This window comes from Paenibacillus sp. UNC499MF (assembly GCF_900107975.1).
Taxonomy (GTDB): domain Bacteria; phylum Bacillota; class Bacilli; order Paenibacillales; family NBRC-103111; genus Paenibacillus_F.
In genome coordinates, this window is sequence record NZ_FNVF01000001.1 from 953,471 (window position 1) to 967,333 (window position 13,863).

Here is a 13,863-nt window from a genome sequence, read left to right on the forward strand (position 1 = left end):
CTTTTCAAATAGTAGTCATGATGTGTAAATACCCGTAAGGCATCAACAAGGAGGGCGAGAGTGTCTTGGCTAAATCAGAATCTTTAATTCCGCAGCCCAAAACATACGGGCCGCTCGGTAATCTTCCGTTAATTGATAAAGAAAGCCCGCTGCAATCGATGATGAAACTGGCGGACGAACTGGGCCCCATCTTCAAGCTGGAAATGCCCGGCCGGACGCAGCTTCTGATCTCCAGCCACGAGCTGGTCGCCGACGCGTGCGACGAGTCCCGTTTCGACAAGAAAATCGGAGCCGCTCTTTCGAATGTGCGCGCATTCGGCGGGGACGGGCTGTTTACCGCCCACACGTACGAGCCCAACTGGCAGAAGGCGCATCATATTCTGCTGCCGACGTTCAGCCAGCGTGCCATGAAGGGATACCACGACATGATGGTGGACATCGCGCTCCAGCTCATCCAGAAGTGGTCCCGGCTTAATCCGGACGAAATCATCGATGTTCCCGAAGATATGACGCGCCTGACTTTGGACACGATCGGATTGTGCGGATTCAACTACCGGTTTAACAGCTTTTACCGGGAGCAGCCGCATCCTTTTATTATAAGCATGGTAAGAGCGCTTCATGAAGCGATGAATCAGACCCAGCGTCTCGGACTTCAGGACAAGCTGATGGTCATTACGAAGAGACAATTCAACCATGACATCCAGGCTATGTTCGCTTTGGTGGACAAACTGATTGCCGAACGAAGGGCCCAGGGAACGGAAGGTATCGATGACCTGCTGTCTCACATGCTGAACGGCAAAGATCCGGAAACGGGCGAATCTCTCGACGACGAGAATATCCGTTATCAAATCATCACGTTCCTGATTGCGGGACATGAGACTACGAGCGGACTGCTGTCGTTTGCGCTTTATTTCCTGCTCAAAAATCCGGACAAGCTTCAGAAAGCGTACGAGGAAGTGGAGCGGGTGCTGACCGATCCCGTGCCGACTTACGCGCAGGTCCGCGGGCTTCACTATGTCCGGATGATCTTGAACGAAGCGCTGCGGCTGTGGCCGACGGCCCCGGCTTTCGTGCTTTATGCGAAAGAAGACACCCTGCTGGCCGGAAAATATCCGCTGCAGAAAGGGGACAGCCTGACGGTTCTCATTCCGAAGCTTCACCGGGACAAGTCCGTATGGGGGGAGGATGTGGAATCGTTCATTCCGGAGCGTTTCGAAGACCCGGGAAAGATTCCTTACGACGCGTACAAACCGTTCGGCAACGGCCAGCGTGCCTGTATCGGCCAGCAGTTTGCCATGCAGGAAGCTACGCTGGTTCTCGGGATGGTTTTGAAGCATTTTAACATCAGGCAGCATACGGATTATGTCTTGAAGGTGAAGGAAACGCTGACGATGAAACCCGAAGGGTTTACGATGAAGGTGGAGCCGCGCCATCAGGGTGTTTCCGTCACCATTCCGGGAACCGCGGTTTCCGGGGCGGAAGACAAGAAGGTCAAAGAGCAGGCGGCACCGCTCAGCGGAAACGCCCATAACACGCCGCTGCTTGTGTTGTACGGTTCAAACCTCGGCACGGCCGAGGGCATTGCCCGCGAGCTGGCCGATGCGGCGAAATACCAGGGCTTCCGTCCCGAAGTCGCTCCCATGAACGACTATGCGGGCAAGCTGCCCAAGGAAGGGGCGGTGTTCGTTGTGACCGCCTCCTACAACGGCAAGCCGCCGAGCAACGCCAAAGACTTCATGGACTGGCTGGAAAGCGCGGAGCCGGACGAAATCGCCGGCGTCAAGTTCGCCGTGTTCGGCTGTGGCGACCATAACTGGGCAAGCACGTACCAGGACGTTCCGCGGCGGGCCGACGAGCTGCTCGCCTCCAAGGGAGGACAACGCCTGGCCGGGCGCGGAGAGGGCGACGCCAGCGGCGATTTCGAGAAGCAGCTGGAGGACTGGCGCGAAGCGCTGTGGCCGGATGTCATGAAGGCGCTGGGCCTGGAGCTTAACGAAATCTCGGAGAAGGAGAAAAGCTCGCTCAGCCTGCAGTTCGTGAGCGGTTTCGCCGTTACGCCGCTGGCGGAATCCTACGATGCGGTGCATGCGGTCGTCGCCGGCAATACCGAGCTGCAGCGGGAAGGGAGCGGGCGAAGCACCCGCCGGATCGAAGTGAAGCTGCCCGAAGGCGTAACCTACCGGGTCGGCGACCACCTGGGCGTTCTGCCGCGCAACTCCCGCGAAAGCGTGGCGCGCGTACTCCGCCGGTTCGGACTGCAGGGCAGCGACCACCTCATCCTGAGCGGAAGCGGACGGAGCGCCGCCCATCTGCCGCTGGACCGCCCGGTGAGCCTCGACGATCTGCTGGGCCACAGCGTGGACCTGCAGGAAGCGGCCACCCGGGCCCAGCTGCGGGAGCTGGCGGGCTGCACGGCTTGTCCGCCGCACAAGCGCGAGCTGGAAGCCCTGCTGGAGGAAGACGCGTACCGCGAGCAGGTGTGGAAGAAGCGCGTGTCCATGCTCGACCTGCTGGAGCGCTACGAAGCGTGCGAGCTGGGCTTCGAGCGCTTCCTGGAGCTGCTGCCGCCGCTGAAGCCGCGGTACTACTCGATCTCCAGCGCCCCGCAGGTGCAGCCCGACGAGGCGAGCATCACAGTCGGGGTCGTGAAGGGCCCGGCGTGGAGCGGTCGCGGCGAGTACCGGGGCGTGGCGTCGAACTACCTGGCGGAGCGCCGGGAAGGCGATGCGGTCGTCATGTTCGTCCGGACGCCGGAATCGGGCTTCGGGCTGCCGGACGATCCGAAGACGCCGGTCATCATGGTCGGTCCCGGCACGGGCGTCGCGCCGTTCCGCGGCTTCCTGCAGGCGCGCAGCGCGATGCGGCAGGAAGGGACGGAGCTGGGGGAAGCCCATCTGTATTTCGGCTGCCGGTGCGAGAGCGACTACATTTACCGCGAGGAGCTGGAACAGTATGAGCGGGAAGGCATCGTCAAGCTGCACACAGCATATTCACGGGCTGAAGGAACGCCGAAGACGTACGTGCAGCACCTGATGAAAGAGAATGCGGCCGAGCTGATCGCCCTGCTGGACCAAGGCGGGCGGCTGTATGTATGCGGCGACGGAAGCCGGATGGCGCCGGACGTGGAAGAGCAGCTTCAGCAGGCTTACGCGAATATTCATGGGGTAAGCCCCGACGAAGCCCGGAAGTGGCTGGACGGCCTGCAAACGGACGGACGTTACGCCAAAGACGTCTGGGCGGGAATTTAGCGGGGACGGTAAGCTGAACGTTTCATCCGATTTTATGTACAGCGGCCTCCGCAAGCAGACAAATCTGCTTGCGGAGGCTTTTTGTTTTGCTTTTTGCGAGAAGGAAAAGAATGAGGAAAGGGCGCGGCAGTGCCGTCCTCCCTTTAACCTGATTTTCCTTATCTGCGTCCAACGTTGGTTTTTACTACGCCCACGTCCGAAGCGTTGATGGCGAATGCGTTGCCGCCTTGACCCGTACGAGCCTTGGCCGCTTGCTTAACGATGACCGTGTTACGAGATTTTTTTACTTTCGTAACCTTCACTTTCGTGTGTTTCTTCTCATGTTTGTGTTTCTTCCAGTGTTTAGCCATTTTTTTCACCTCCTTTCAAAGTGTTTTATCCCGTTAACGTTTTTTGTCTTTTTTAAACACTTTTACATTAGCCGCGTTGCTTGCCAGTGCATTTCCCGAGCGTGTTTTGGCGACTGCGGACTGGACGATTTTGATGACAAGGAATTTGTTTTTTCCCACTTTATAGGTGTAGGATTTGGTCTTCGTATGAACCACTGGTTAAGACCTCCTTATCCGTTAAGATATCGTAGTATATTAAGGGGGAGCTCTAACTGAAGCGGCAGATGACAGAGGCGATGAGTTGATATTGGAAAAATATGGGTTAATTGTCAGGTGTGCAAAAACTTCCCGGTTTTCCCGGAAGTAAGGGTGGGAAAGCGGAAGCTTTTAAGGTAAGCTTAGGCTAACGTAAATGACCTTCCAAATGACCCCGAAAGGAATAAACGGAATTCATGACTATTTCAGACATCTTGGCCTATGTAACCAATGAAGACAATTTAAAAAATCTGCTCGAACAATACCGGTCGCTCGGTCCGTTTCCGGGCATTTTGCTTACCTTTCTGAAATCGTTTATCCCCCCTCTGCCGACTCTGCTCATTGTAGGGGTAAACGCGGCGGTTTACGGGCTGTGGGCCGGTTTTCTGTACTCGTGGATCGGGATCGTGAGCGGATGCCTCGTCACCTTCCTGATCGTCCGAAAAATCGCCGGTCATCCTTACCTCGAAAAGCTGGCCCGCAAGCCGAAAATCGCAAGAACGACGAAGTGGATCCGTCGGAACGCTTACAGCTACGTTTTTCTGCTGAGCCTGTTTCCCGTCGGTCCGTTCGTAGTCATTAACATAGCGGCCGGTCTGGCCGGCATGGGCCTTCGTTCCTTTCTAATGGCCGTTCTGATCGGCAAAGGCATCATGGTGTTCACCGTTTCGTACATCGGCTACGATGTGGCTAAATATATCGAGAATCCGTACCAGCTGCTCTATGTCGTCCTGTTCGTCGCGGTATCGCTGATCGTCAGCAAAAAGATAGAGAAGCGGTTTTCGACCGGTCAGACGATGGAGCTGGAATAGGTCCAAAAGCCTGATGAACGCCCGCTGTGCGCGGGCACCGCATCCGCAAGCCGCCTGGCTGCGCTAAGCTTGTCCTTCTTCCGCCTTCGGATAATGTTCCGGCCGCCCGCATATGTATGAAGGAGTGAAGGATACGGAACGGGGAGAGGAGCTTGGCTAGTGAGCGGATACGGTTATAGGGCCGGCCCGGCGAGTTATCACAAAAGTTCCGGCATGCCCAATCTCGCCTTTAACGTTGGCGATAACGTGCTGTTTAAGCGCAACGAAGACAATGTGGCGTATGAAGTCACCTCAACGCAGCTTCCGCCCATGACGGGTGGAGCTTTTACGGATCTGCGGCTCGGCAGGGGACATATCCGGGAACCCCACTGGCATCCGAACGCGTGGGAGCTTCATGTCATCGTAGCGGGGGAGGCCGAGATTTCGGTGATGTGTCCCGACAATCCCCGGCTCGTAAACTACCGTGCGAAGGAAGGGCAGGTCATTTTCGTCCCCACGGGCTGGTGGCACTGGATTACCCCTGTTTCCGACAAGGTGCATCTGCACGGTTTTTTCAACCACGAGCAGCCCGAAACGGTTTACGGCTCCGATATCCTGCGGCTGACTCCCCCGGAAGTACTGCAGAACGCCTACAACGTCAATGCGGCTCTTGCCGGCAAAGCCTTCGCGCCGATCACGGAATCGGTCCGTATCGGCCCGCCGGTCTCGGTGCATAACGAACCGGGTAAACCGGCCAATCCCGGGCAGCCCTATCTTAATGAAAAGAAGAAAACCTAGTCATTTCGGCCCCGGAGGCCGCTGTTCATCTAAAGCTTTCCGCACTCTTTCCAGAGCGGGAGGCTTTTTTTTGTAAACAAAAATTTGGAGACAGGGAGTACGACCCCATTTACAGATGGAAAAATATAGGGTAATATATGATCTATAATCATATTATCAATGATAATATAAATAAGGCGGTTCATTTCTATGAATATCGAACAAGTGATTTTGGGTTTTATTTACGGAGAAGCGATGACCGGCTATGAGCTGAAAAAGCGGTTCGACGAGTCAGTCGCCCATTTCTTCGGAGCGACTTTCAGCGGAATTTACCCGGCGCTCAGACGGATGGAAAGGGAGGAACTCATTGAGAAGGAAGTCGTCGTCCAGGAGGGCAAACCCTCCAAAAATATAGTCCGCATTACGGAGAAAGGGCGGCAGTCGTTTGCGGATTATTTGAAATCTCCGTTGTCGCCCGGGGTGCAGAAATCGGATCTGCTCGTCCGTTATTTTTTCGGAAGGTATGCCGCGGCGGGTCAGATACAGGGCTGGCTGCTGGAGGAACGGGCGAGGCTTGCACATACGAGAGAAGGCCTCCTTCATATGCGGCAGGAAGCTTTGAAAGATCCGGACAGCGATGCGTTTCGTCTGAAAACGCTGGAGATGGGTATTGCCCAGATTGAGTTCTCCCTCCGCTGGATAGACGAGGAACTGACGAAACAGTCCGGTGGAGGTTCCGGTGCCCAAGAGAAGCCCGGCAGGTAGGAGAAGGTGTGAATCCTATGAATATTCCCGCAAAAAGCCCGGATTCACTCGTTTCTTCCGGCATAGGCAGTGCGGAAGCTGAAGCGAACGCTTCTTGTGCAAGGCTGCCGGAGCTCGGCGCCGCGGAAATGGCCCGCGGAATTAAAGCGGGCCGCTGGACGTCGAGCGAGCTTGTGGAGGCGCATATCGCCCGGATCGGACAAATTCAGCCGCTGATCGGAGCGGTTGCCGCCCCGCTGTTCGAGGAGGCGCGCCGGGCGGCGGCGGAAGCGGACCGGAGGACCGCTTCGGGAGAACCGCTCGGTCCTCTGCACGGAGTGCCGGTCAGCGTCAAGGAATCCCTCGATGCGGCGGGAACGCCGTCAACATGGGGGCTGACGGGACGCGCGGCGCCCGCTTCTGAGGACGATCCGGCCGTCGCCGCTCTCCGCCGGGCCGGAGCGGTCGTCCTGGCTAAGACGAATGCGATGCAACTGCTCATGGGTTGTGAAACCGTCAACCCTGTATACGGACGCACAAGCAGTCCGTGGAACCCCGCCGAACGATCATCCGGCGGAAGCAGCGGCGGTGAAGCCGCCCTTATCGCGGCGGGCGGATCGCCGCTCGGTCTCGGCACGGATGTCGGCGGCTCCATCCGTACGCCGGCGCACTTCTGCGGCGTCCACGGGCTGAAGCCGACGCCGGGCCGGGTAGCCTCGCGCCCGCCGGCGGGCATCACGCACGTCTGCCGCGAGGCGGCGGAGATGGCGAGCACCGGGCCGCTGGCGCGGAAGGTCGAAGACCTCGCGCTCGCCATGGAGGTGCTCGCTGAGCCGGAGACGCTGCAGGCGCATCCTCTGCAGCGCCCCGGGGAGATCGATCCGGCGCGGCTGCGGATCGGCTTCTACACGTCGGACGGCATTTTGCCGCCGTCTCCCTCCGTGGAGCGGGCGGTCTTGGACGCCGCGGAAGCGCTGCGTGCCCGAGGAGTGCCCGTGAAGCCGTTCCGTCTGCCGGAGCCGGATTTGGCGCTGCATGAGTTCTACGCGCTGATGTCGGCCGCCGGGGCGAAAGGCATCGCGGAGACGGCCGGCACGGATGCGCTTGTCCCGCAGGTGGAAGGCACACGCCGTTCTTTCGGGCGCTCGCGGACGGCGAATCGATTGCTGGCGCTGCTGCTGCGGAGAATGGGACAGAATATCGCCGGCACGCACATTCTTCCTTACCTTGGGCGCAAAAGTCGAGAGGAACTCGGGAAAGCCGTGCAGCTCCGCCAAGCCTACCGTGAAAAGTTCGCGGCGGAGATGGAGCGGCAGCAGGTCGACGTCCTGCTGTCGCCGCCGTTTCTTACGCCCGCAATCCCGCACGATCATTCTCTCGCAATGACGTATGAAGGCTCTTATGCGCTATTGTACAATTATCTCGGCATGCCCGCAGGGGTCATCAGCCTCAGTCAGGTACGGGCAAGGGAAGCCGCATCAATGCGGGCCGCCGGAAGCCGCGACAGACTGGTTCAGGCCGCTGCCCAAGCGGACTTGAACAGTGCCGGGCTGCCCGTCGGTGTGCAGGTCGCGGCCGCGCCTTGGCGGGAAGACCGGGTGCTTGCGGTGATGGATATGCTGGAGAAGCTTTTCCGGGACCGGCCGGATTACCCGGCGGGAAAATTTGCGGCCGCTTCTTTGCCGATTGCCAATAAATGATTGCCAGGAGGAACGAGAATGCCCGGAGCTATTTTTAAAGAAAACGTGAAGAAAGAAACGGGAATATCCTGGGACGAATGGGTTGTGGAGCTCAATCGTTCCGTGAACGAGCTTTGGTCGCACGAACAGATCAAGGAGCACATTTGCAAGTCTCACGGCGTTTCGGACGAGTGGGGCGAATGGCTGGCTGCCATGTACGCCCCTTGTCTGGGGAGGACTCCCGTCGGTGTGACAAAAGACGCAGGCGTTCAAATCGGTGTAAGAAAAACCGTTGCGATGACTCCTCTGCAGGCCTGGAATTATTTGACTTCGAGCCGGGGGTTGGCGCTGTGGATCGGAAATGTATCCGCCTTCCCTCTTGAGAAAGGAGCGGAATTTTCCTCCGCCGAAGGAGTTACGGGAAAGCTTGCCTCGGTCGTTCCGTTCCAGAAGCTGCGCATGACTTGGAAGCGTAAAGATTGGATGAACCCTTCTCGGCTTCAGCTTACTTTGACGGCTGCAAAGTCTGGAGGAACCACGATTTCCATTCATCAGGAAATGCTCGACGATGTCTATATGCGGGAAATGATGAGACGGGAGTGGGAATCCGTGCTGAACCACATTCGTGAGCTGGGGACGGAAGAACCCGGATAATCCCTCCCGGTCATTGGTGTTTGGAAATGGATTGGTTGTGCGGCCATCGGATACATAGAAAAATAATTACCAAAAGGTACCATCCGGGTGTAAACTGTAGAGAACGGATCAACTATTCCAAATCTGTTCAAAGGCGGTGCGGACATGAAGCTGAATCATCTTAACTTGACGGTTACCGACGTTCAGGCGTCCCAAGCTTTTCTGGAAACATATTTCGGTTTGAAAACCACGGGCACTCGCGGCAGCGGATTCGCGGTTTTGTCCGATGACGGCGGAGCGGTCCTGACATTGATGAAAGGCTCGGAAGTCAGCTATCCGAAAACGTTTCATATCGGTTTCATCCAGGACAGCGAAGAAAAAGTGAACGAGATCAACCGGCGTCTCAAAGAGGACGGGTTCGACGTGGAACCTCCTCAAAGAATGCACGGCTGGACATTTTATGTAAAAGCCCCGGGCGGCTTCGTCGTCGAGGTGCTGAGCTGAAAATCGCCAAGGAGGATTTACTCAAATTGGATATCCGCTACAGTCATTCCAACGAAATCAACAAAGACGAGCTCCGGGAGCTTTTCCTGTCCGTAGATTGGGAATCGGGCAAGCACCCCGACGAGCTGCACCAGGCGATTCTGAACTCTCACTCGGTCGTGACCGCATGGGACGGGGAAAAGCTTGTCGGGCTGGTTAACGCTCTTTCCGACGGCGTGATGACGGCGTATTTCCATTACATGCTGGTAAGGCCGGATTACCAGAACCGCGGGATCGGCAAAGAGCTGATGACCGCGATTCTCGGCAAGTACAGGGAATACAAAACGAAAGTGCTGATTTCTTACGAGGGAGCGGAATCCTTTTACCGTTCGTTGGGTTTTCGGCCCGAGCAGGGAACTCTTCCGCTGTATATTTCCGAATTGGTTTAAGGATATGGTTGATAAAACCAAGTTGACAGCTTGGAAAAATATGTTATAAGATATGGAAATAACGGCTTCTTCCTGCTCTATGCGGGGTTGCACAGCATGAATTTCCTATCCAGACAGCCTCGGGCGGATCCTTAGGGACAGCCGTTGGGCTGTTTTTTTATGCACGCAGGAGGTGGGTGAAAATTTCGAACCGGTACTAGCACTGTCTTTAAACCTTGTTATCCGGTGTGAATAGACGGTTTAACTTTAGGAGGATAATTGTGCATCTCGATACGGACTTTATGTGGAAACATCTGCCCGATTTTGTTCGAGCCGGAGGGGAAACGCTCAGAATCGGGGGCATCGCGATCTTATTTTCTCTTCTCGTGGCTGTCCTTCATTCGTTCATTCTGTATTTCCGCATTCGTCCCTTGACTTGGGCCGTCCGGCTGCATATCGAATTAGCGAGAAACACACCGCTGCTTATCCAGCTGTTTTTTCTGTATTTCGCCCTGCCGCAGCTGGGAATTAAACTTTCCGCGATGACGACGGTTTTTATTGCGATGACCTTCCTGGGAGGCGGATATTTTACGGAGGTTTTCCGTTCCGGAATAGAAGCGGTGGACAAATCCCAGTCGGAATCGGGGCTTGCCGTCGGGCTTTCGAAATGGCAGTTGTTCCGGTATGTCATCCTGCCGCAGGCTTTGCGGATTTCCGTCCCGTCTTTAGTGGCGAATGTGATTTTTCTGCTGAAAGAAACGACGGTCGTGTCCGCGATTGCGGTCCCGGAGCTGCTTTACACAACGACCAGCTATATCTCGCTCTACTACAAAACCTACGAGATGCTTCTGATGATGACGCTCTGCTATCTCGTTATATTTCTGCCTCTGTCCTTTCTGCTCGGCTATCTGGAAAGGAGGTTCCGTCATGGCGCTTTCGGCTTATGAGCTGCTGGCCAGAAGCCTTCCCCAGCTTGGTGAAGGGCTGTGGGCAACGCTCAAAATCTCGCTTGTGACTATCATGTTCAGCGTGATCCTGGGAACCGGATTCGGGGTGCTCCGGACTTCGCGCCGGTTTGTGCCGCGCCTGCTGTCCGGAATAGTTCTGGAACTGGTCCGCAGCGTTCCGATCCTGGTCTGGCTGTTTTTCTTTTTTTTCGGGCTGCCGATCCTGTTTGATGTTCATCTTTCCGCATTCGGCTCCGCGCTGCTTGTCCTGTCGCTCTGGGGAATGACGGAAATCGGAGAAATTGTCAGAGGAGCTCTGCAATCACTGCCCAAAGGGCAGACGGAGGCGGGAAAATCCCTGGGGCTGAGCGGTCCTCAGCTGCTGGTTTATGTCCTTGTCCCCCAGGCGTTGAGGCGCATGGTGCCGCCGGCTATTAACGTGTTTACGCGGATCGTCATGACAAGCTCCCTGACGGTGCTGGTCGGAGTGACGGAGCTGATCAAATCGGGCCAGCAGATCATAGAACGCCATTACACGCTTTCTTACGCCTCCGTTGTGATTTACGGCCTTATGGCTCTGCTGTATTTTGCTTTATGTTACCCGCTGTCCGTGTTCTCGCGCAGACTGGAAAGAAGATGGACCGGCTAGCTGCCGCTTACCGGCCGGAAAGGAGGCTGTCATGGGAGAAGCGCTTCTGCAGCTGAGGCAAGTGGAGAAATCGTTCGACGGACACCGGGTGCTCAAGAGCATCGATCTGGACGTCGCGCCGGGAGAGGTCGTCGTCATTCTCGGGCCCAGCGGATGCGGCAAAAGCACGCTGCTCCGCTGCTTGAACGGGCTCGAACCGATACAGGGCGGGACCCTTCTGTTCAAAGGGGAAGACCCCAGTGCCGGAAAAGTGCCCTGGCGGGCGGCCCGCCAGAAAATCGGCATGGTTTTTCAAAGCTATCATCTGTTCCCGCATATGACGGTGCTCGATAATATTTTGCTGGGACCGCTCAAAGTACAAAAGCGGAGCCGGCGCGAAGCGGCCGCGGATGCGGAAAAGCTGCTTGCGCGCGTCGGCCTGCTGGATAAAAAGAACGCGTATCCCCGGCAGTTATCGGGCGGCCAGCAGCAGCGGATCGCCATCGTCAGGGCGCTTTGCATGCAGCCCGAGGTAATGCTGTTCGACGAAGTCACGGCGGCTCTCGATCCCGAGATGGTGAAAGAAGTGCTGGAGGTGATGCTGGACTTGGCCCGGGAGGGCATGACGATGCTTATCGTGACTCACGAGATGAGATTTGCCCAGGCGGTGGCCGACCGGATCGTCTTTATGGACGAAGGCGAGATTCGTGAAACCGGAACGCCGGATACGTTTTTCAACAGCCCTCAAAGCGGGCGCGCCAAACAGTTTTTGAATCAGTTTTTTGAATTGGAGACGGGAAAAGGGAGAGAAGAAGCATGGTGAAACGAATAGCCGTATGGGCGGCGGTCATTCTGCTTGCGGGAGTATTGGCCGCTTGCGGAGCCGTCAAAGATCCGAAAGACGCTTCGGGAAGCGTTGCTAAACCGGCAGCGGCCGGAGAAAACGGCGGTGGAAGCATCCAGAAAATTAAAGACCGGGGCAAGCTGGTCGTGGGCGTTTTCACGGACAAGCCTCCGTTCGGCTTTACCGATGACAAAGGGAACAAGATCGGCTTCGACAGCGATCTTGCCAAGCGTTTCGCGAAGGATCTGCTCGGAGACGAATCGAAGATCGAATTCGTGACGGTCGAGCCCGCCAGCCGCATTCCGTTTCTGCAAAGCGACAAGGTGGATCTCATCGTGGCGAATATGACGGTGACCGACGAGCGCAAGGAAGCGGTGGATTTTACGAATCCGACGATGAAGGTCGCCACGCAGGTGCTCGTATCCGAGAAAAGCGGACTCAAGACGCTGGCCGATCTGAAGGGCAAAAAAATCATCGTCACGAAGGGAACGACCGCCGATCTCTTCTTGACTAAAAACCGGCCCGACGTGGAGCTGGTGAAGTACGAGAAAAATACGGAGTCCCTGCAGGCGCTGAAAGACGGGCGCGGAGACGGCTATGCCCAGGACAACTTCGTTCTCTTCGCCTGGTCCCGGCAAAATCCCGGCTTCACGCTGATTCCGGAGAAGCTGGAAAAAGAAGCGCCTATCGCTCCGGCGGTCAAGAAAGGAAATACCGAGCTCCGGGATTGGGTGAACAAGGAGCTGGAGACGCTCGGGCAGGAGAAGTTTCTGCTTCAGCTTTACGACAAGTACGTCAAAGAGGAGCTCGGCGCAAGTACCGATCCGAACGACGTCATTACAGAAGGCGGCAAGCTTTAAACGGCGCCTTATGCAAAGCAAAGCATCCCCTCTTCCGATTAAGGAGAGGAGATGCTTTTTCTTTGCCTGCGCGGCATGTACGGCCGACTTTCCTTGGCTTTTGAAGCCCGGTTGATTATCATAGACGCAGGGAAAGCAGTAAATACGGAGCAGTCCGCAAGGAGGGAAACCGGATGTCGCCGAGAAATGTGGAACGGGATTTACGCGTCAGGGAAGAACGGATCGGGCTTATTCTGGATTCGGCCATTACAGTCATTTCGGCAAAAGGGTTCGGAGCCGCGAGCATCAGCGATATCGCCAAGGAGGCCGGTATCAGTATCGGCACGATGTACCATTATTTCAGCTCCAAAGTCGAAATTTTCGCCGACGTGTTAAAACGCGGGCAGCTCGACTACGGGAAGAGAGCGGCGGAACTGGCCGATGAGCAGACGATGCCCCCGCTTCTTAAGCTGCACGAATTCGCGGCGGGATGGCTTGCCAATCCGATCAATTGGGCGTACACGATCATGCTGCAGAGCGCACGGACGACCGAAACCGTACCTGCGGAGATCAGGCAGGCCGTCACGGACCGTTTTACGGCCAATCTTAAGCCGATCGCACGCATCATGGAGGACGGACAAGGCCGGGGAGAAATTATGGCCGGAGATCCGCTTCAGCTGGCTTTTTATTATGTGAGCCTGATTCAAGGGCTGACCCTGCAAAGGGCGCCGGGTTTTGAAATCCCCGTTTCTATCGAGGCGGACGCGCTGATTCGTTTGTTTGAGGCTTGATTTAAACCCGATTTATCCGATAGGAAAAAAGTGTTGACAATAAGGTTTTCAGCCTGATAGAATTCGGATAACAAACCGAATCTTTATTCAAGTTGTGAAAAAGGCAAACCGAATAACAACCTTTTACGCACTCGACCAGACAGCTGGAGATTGGCGGCAGGCTAACAAGCGGGGAAATACACCTGCTTGGCGACCTGCGGCCATTTTTTTTCTCAAAACCAATTAAACATGTAGGTTTTGTCGTTTTTGTAAGGGGGATTACATGTTCAAGCAATCATTGGTGTTTAAGCACGCAGCCCGCACATTTGCGCACCGGTAAGGCATTTCGGATACTATGCCGGAACGTGCTGCATCCGTTCGAGAAAGGGGAGGAGCCCAAGCTGGAGATGGGCGCGGGCATTTGAGCGAAAAGGATACAATTAACAATGGATATACATACGGAGGAGA

At 56.1% G+C, this 13,863-nt stretch carries 15 protein-coding genes; 13 read left to right on the plus strand and 2 right to left on the minus strand.

Features of this window, described 5'->3' with window-relative positions; translation table 11 throughout:
• Positions 1-65: 65 nt before the first annotated feature.
• Complete coding sequence (locus tag C4S74_RS04365; protein ID WP_103994108.1) at positions 66-3,248, plus strand: bifunctional cytochrome P450/NADPH--P450 reductase; 3,183 nt, start codon at positions 66-68, stop codon at positions 3,246-3,248.
• A 158-nt stretch (positions 3,249-3,406) separates the two neighbouring features.
• Here the strand turns inward: C4S74_RS04365 and C4S74_RS04370 are convergent, their stop codons facing one another.
• Both C4S74_RS04370 and C4S74_RS26385 read right to left on the minus strand, forming a co-directional pair.
• Positions 3,407-3,598 (minus strand): hypothetical protein, encoded by a 192-nt coding sequence (locus C4S74_RS04370; protein ID WP_103994109.1) that lies wholly within the window; start codon positions 3,596-3,598, stop codon positions 3,407-3,409.
• Between the two features lie 33 nt (positions 3,599-3,631).
• A complete protein-coding gene (locus C4S74_RS26385; RefSeq protein WP_181024295.1) occupies positions 3,632-3,793 on the minus strand; it encodes a hypothetical protein in 162 nt (53 codons plus the stop codon).
• 236 nt (positions 3,794-4,029) lie between these two features.
• Here C4S74_RS26385 and C4S74_RS04375 point away from each other — a divergent pair, with 236 nt between their 5' ends.
• The 12 genes from C4S74_RS04375 to C4S74_RS04430 all read left to right on the plus strand — a co-directional run bounded on the left by C4S74_RS04375 (position 4,030) and on the right by C4S74_RS04430 (position 13,416).
• On the plus strand, positions 4,030-4,644 hold the full coding sequence (locus tag C4S74_RS04375) for a TVP38/TMEM64 family protein (protein ID WP_103994110.1): 615 nt from the start codon (positions 4,030-4,032) through the stop codon (positions 4,642-4,644).
• Positions 4,645-4,803: 159 nt separating this feature from the next.
• Positions 4,804-5,421, plus strand: a complete 618-nt coding sequence (locus tag C4S74_RS04380) for a cupin domain-containing protein (protein ID WP_103994111.1) — start codon at positions 4,804-4,806, stop codon at positions 5,419-5,421.
• Positions 5,422-5,610: 189 nt separating this feature from the next.
• Positions 5,611-6,165, plus strand: coding sequence for a PadR family transcriptional regulator (locus C4S74_RS04385; RefSeq protein ID WP_103994112.1), 555 nt, complete (start codon positions 5,611-5,613; stop codon positions 6,163-6,165).
• Between the two features lie 17 nt (positions 6,166-6,182).
• Positions 6,183-7,844: an amidase gene (locus C4S74_RS04390; RefSeq protein ID WP_103994113.1), complete on the plus strand. Its 1,662-nt coding sequence runs from the start codon at positions 6,183-6,185 to the stop codon at positions 7,842-7,844.
• Between the two features lie 18 nt (positions 7,845-7,862).
• Complete coding sequence (locus tag C4S74_RS04395) at positions 7,863-8,477, plus strand: SRPBCC domain-containing protein (protein ID WP_103994114.1); 615 nt, start codon at positions 7,863-7,865, stop codon at positions 8,475-8,477.
• 144 nt (positions 8,478-8,621) lie between these two features.
• On the plus strand, positions 8,622-8,960 hold the full coding sequence (locus tag C4S74_RS04400) for a VOC family protein (RefSeq protein WP_103994115.1): 339 nt from the start codon (positions 8,622-8,624) through the stop codon (positions 8,958-8,960).
• A 26-nt stretch (positions 8,961-8,986) separates the two neighbouring features.
• Positions 8,987-9,388: a GNAT family N-acetyltransferase gene (locus tag C4S74_RS04405; RefSeq protein WP_103994116.1), complete on the plus strand. Its 402-nt coding sequence runs from the start codon at positions 8,987-8,989 to the stop codon at positions 9,386-9,388.
• Between the two features lie 260 nt (positions 9,389-9,648).
• Positions 9,649-10,314 (plus strand): amino acid ABC transporter permease, encoded by a 666-nt coding sequence (locus tag C4S74_RS04410; RefSeq protein ID WP_103994117.1) that lies wholly within the window; start codon positions 9,649-9,651, stop codon positions 10,312-10,314.
• Complete coding sequence (locus C4S74_RS04415) at positions 10,295-10,963, plus strand: amino acid ABC transporter permease (RefSeq protein WP_103994118.1); 669 nt, start codon at positions 10,295-10,297, stop codon at positions 10,961-10,963. Before C4S74_RS04410 ends, C4S74_RS04415 begins: the two co-directional genes overlap by 20 nt.
• A gap of 31 nt (positions 10,964-10,994) precedes the next feature.
• On the plus strand, positions 10,995-11,765 hold the full coding sequence (locus tag C4S74_RS04420; RefSeq protein WP_103994119.1) for an amino acid ABC transporter ATP-binding protein: 771 nt from the start codon (positions 10,995-10,997) through the stop codon (positions 11,763-11,765).
• Positions 11,759-12,646, plus strand: a complete 888-nt coding sequence (locus C4S74_RS04425; RefSeq protein ID WP_103994120.1) for a transporter substrate-binding domain-containing protein — start codon at positions 11,759-11,761, stop codon at positions 12,644-12,646. The genes C4S74_RS04420 and C4S74_RS04425 overlap by 7 nt, the downstream gene beginning before the upstream one ends.
• Before the next feature lie 173 nt (positions 12,647-12,819).
• Positions 12,820-13,416 (plus strand): TetR/AcrR family transcriptional regulator, encoded by a 597-nt coding sequence (locus tag C4S74_RS04430; RefSeq protein WP_103994121.1) that lies wholly within the window; start codon positions 12,820-12,822, stop codon positions 13,414-13,416.
• The last annotated feature ends 447 nt before the right edge of the window (positions 13,417-13,863 follow it).

Coding starts and splice junctions, on each gene's coding strand:
- C4S74_RS04370 (WP_103994109.1), bottom strand. CDS start 3,598: ATGGCTAAACACTGGAAGAAACACAAACATGAGAAGAAACACACGAAA.
- C4S74_RS04375 (WP_103994110.1), top strand. CDS start 4,030: ATGACTATTTCAGACATCTTGGCCTATGTAACCAATGAAGACAATTTA.
- C4S74_RS04385 (WP_103994112.1), top strand. CDS start 5,611: ATGAATATCGAACAAGTGATTTTGGGTTTTATTTACGGAGAAGCGATG.
- C4S74_RS04390 (WP_103994113.1), top strand. CDS start 6,183: ATGAATATTCCCGCAAAAAGCCCGGATTCACTCGTTTCTTCCGGCATA.
- C4S74_RS04395 (WP_103994114.1), top strand. CDS start 7,863: ATGCCCGGAGCTATTTTTAAAGAAAACGTGAAGAAAGAAACGGGAATA.
- C4S74_RS04400 (WP_103994115.1), top strand. CDS start 8,622: ATGAAGCTGAATCATCTTAACTTGACGGTTACCGACGTTCAGGCGTCC.
- C4S74_RS04415 (WP_103994118.1), top strand. CDS start 10,295: ATGGCGCTTTCGGCTTATGAGCTGCTGGCCAGAAGCCTTCCCCAGCTT.
- C4S74_RS04420 (WP_103994119.1), top strand. CDS start 10,995: ATGGGAGAAGCGCTTCTGCAGCTGAGGCAAGTGGAGAAATCGTTCGAC.
- C4S74_RS04425 (WP_103994120.1), top strand. CDS start 11,759: ATGGTGAAACGAATAGCCGTATGGGCGGCGGTCATTCTGCTTGCGGGA.
- C4S74_RS04430 (WP_103994121.1), top strand. CDS start 12,820: ATGTCGCCGAGAAATGTGGAACGGGATTTACGCGTCAGGGAAGAACGG.